General features: G+C 44.3%; 2 protein-coding genes. One reads left to right on the top strand and one right to left on the bottom strand.

What is annotated here, in order from left to right:
* Positions 1-550: 550 nt before the first annotated feature.
* The gene (locus ABT58_RS24435; RefSeq protein ID WP_229821763.1) at positions 551-691 is read left to right on the top strand and encodes an integrase; all 141 of its coding nucleotides are present in this window, start codon (positions 551-553) and stop codon (positions 689-691) included.
* Between the two features lie 225 nt (positions 692-916).
* Here ABT58_RS24435 and ABT58_RS23080 read toward each other — a convergent pair.
* Positions 917-2,028 (bottom strand): IS3 family transposase gene (locus ABT58_RS23080; protein ID WP_373300235.1). Its coding sequence is split into 2 segments (ribosomal slippage): positions 917-1,776 and positions 1,776-2,028, totalling 1,113 coding nucleotides; the frame shifts between segments, so codons are not numbered across the junction.
* Positions 2,029-2,163: the final 135 nt, after the last annotated feature.

Here is a 2,163-nt window from a genome sequence, read left to right as displayed (position 1 = left end):
CATGGCAGAAAGAGGCAAGGCGCAAACCTAAAATCATGAAGGAATTGGGGGAATCTTGCCGAAATCCAGTTCAAGTTATGCCCTGTGCGTTTCACTCAGCGCAATGTTGAAACGACTATGACATTGGAGTAGATACTTCGGCTAGATCGATTAGTGAAGATAAGCCCCAAATCTGGCTAGCTATTGAACGTAGCCGCGCTAGCACCTCCAACAAAACTCTTCACTAACTCACTATACTATGGGGTAACTGGCTTTCTGAGCTGCGCCTTGCCCGCCGTTCCCACTTTGATATGAAAGCGGGTATCTGGACCGTCCCCAAAGAACTCAGCAAAACCAATAAACCTATCCGACGCCCAATCCCCACCAAAGCCCGAGCCATACTAGATCGCGTGATGGAAACCTACGATGACGTGTTATTCCCAGAGCAATACCTCAATACATCAATTACTATTTCAGCTGCAAACCGTTATATACGCCGTATACGCGCAAGCCTGCCGGAACCCATGACTTCAGGCGATCACTATCTACCGGTGCCTCTGAGCTTGGTGTAATGCCCCACGTTGTTGAGAAGATGCTTGGCCATGAGTTAGGCGGTGTACTGGCCGTGTACAACAAGCATAATTGGTTGGATGAGTGGCGAGAGGTGTATGAGTTGTATGCTGAGAGGCTGGTAGCATATTTGGAGTCATGAGATGGCGTAGTGTGAATTGATTGATGCAATATTGGCTTAATATTGAGGGTGTGGATTGAAGATATGAAAGCTAAGGAAAAGCTTTTTGAATTAGTTGCTTACTATCAAGAAAAGTACAGAGCAAAATAACTAGCTGAAGTTGAGTATGTTGAGCAGTATGATTTTGGCTGCCAACTGCAATGCCCACCGTTAGCGGCTAGGCAGGGGTGTGTAAACATCCCATTTTTAGTGGCATCCTAAATTAGAGTTTTCCAAGTGTTCTGACTTAGCCTGGTATTCCCATGGCATCAGATCATTTAACGCACTATGTGGTCGTTCATCGTTGTATTCAATGAACCATTTTTCTGTCAGTTCTCGTACTTCATTCAGAGTTTTGAAGACATACATATTGAGTATTTCGTCGCGGTAAGTTCGATTGAATCGTTCAACATATGAGTTCTGCGTTGGTGTGCTGGGGTTGATGAACTCTAGTTGGATTTGATGCTGCTCTGCCCATTCAGCTAACGTAGACGATATGAATTCAGGCCCGTTATCCATCCGTAGCTTGTTTGGGTAACCACGCCAAGCAACAATCCGCTCTAATACTCTTACCACTCGAGGAGCGGGTAAATTCAGGTCAATCTCAATCGCCAACACTTCTCGATTAAAGTCATCGATAACATTAAAGGTTCTAAAACGTCTTCCGCACATAAGTGAATCACTCATAAAGTCCATCGACCAACATTGATTAATGCTTGCTGGCACACGGAGAGGTTCAGGGTTGCGAGTCGGTAAACGCTTCTTACCTCGACGGCGTTTATTCAGTTTGAGATCACAGTAGATACGGTGTACGCGCTTGTGATTCCAGCGATGTCCCCAGCGTTTTAGTATTTTGAATAGCTGACTAAAACCATAAGCAGGATAACGTTCAACAGCATCCTGCAACGCAGCAATAACAGCATCATTACGATGCTTGTCAGGTTGATAACGGTAAACTGAATCACTAATACCAACGATTCGACAAGCTCTACGGAGACTGATGCAGTGAGAGTACTTCGCGTAATCTACTAACTCTCGTCGAATGGCTGGTTTTACAGCTTTTTTTCGACAATATCCTTGAGAATTTTGTGATCCAAACTGAGTTCAGCAAACATCTGTTTAAGACGACGGTTTTCGTCTTCAAGTTCTTTCAGTCGTTTCACATCAGAGGCTTCCATACCTCCGTATTTTGATTTCCAGTTGTAATAGGTGGCGTCAGAGATGCCATACTCGCGGCAAACCTCTTTCACCAATCTACCGGCTTCAACTTCCTTCAGGATCTTGACGATATGAGTTTCTGTATATCGTGATTTTTTCATCAGCGTTCTCCGTTTTATCCAGTTTAATTCGGAGAACTCTATTTGGGAATGCCTCTAGAATAGGGGATGATTACACGAGGACGATTTCTTCTTTCAAATTTATGCAATTGGATGGCAGGGTGAGATCGCGAACAT

Source organism: Photobacterium aphoticum, assembly GCF_001029435.1.
Classification (GTDB): domain Bacteria; phylum Pseudomonadota; class Gammaproteobacteria; order Enterobacterales; family Vibrionaceae; genus Photobacterium; species Photobacterium aphoticum.
The sequence above is the reverse complement of the archived record's forward strand: the minus strand, read 5'-3'. Positions and strand labels throughout refer to the sequence as shown.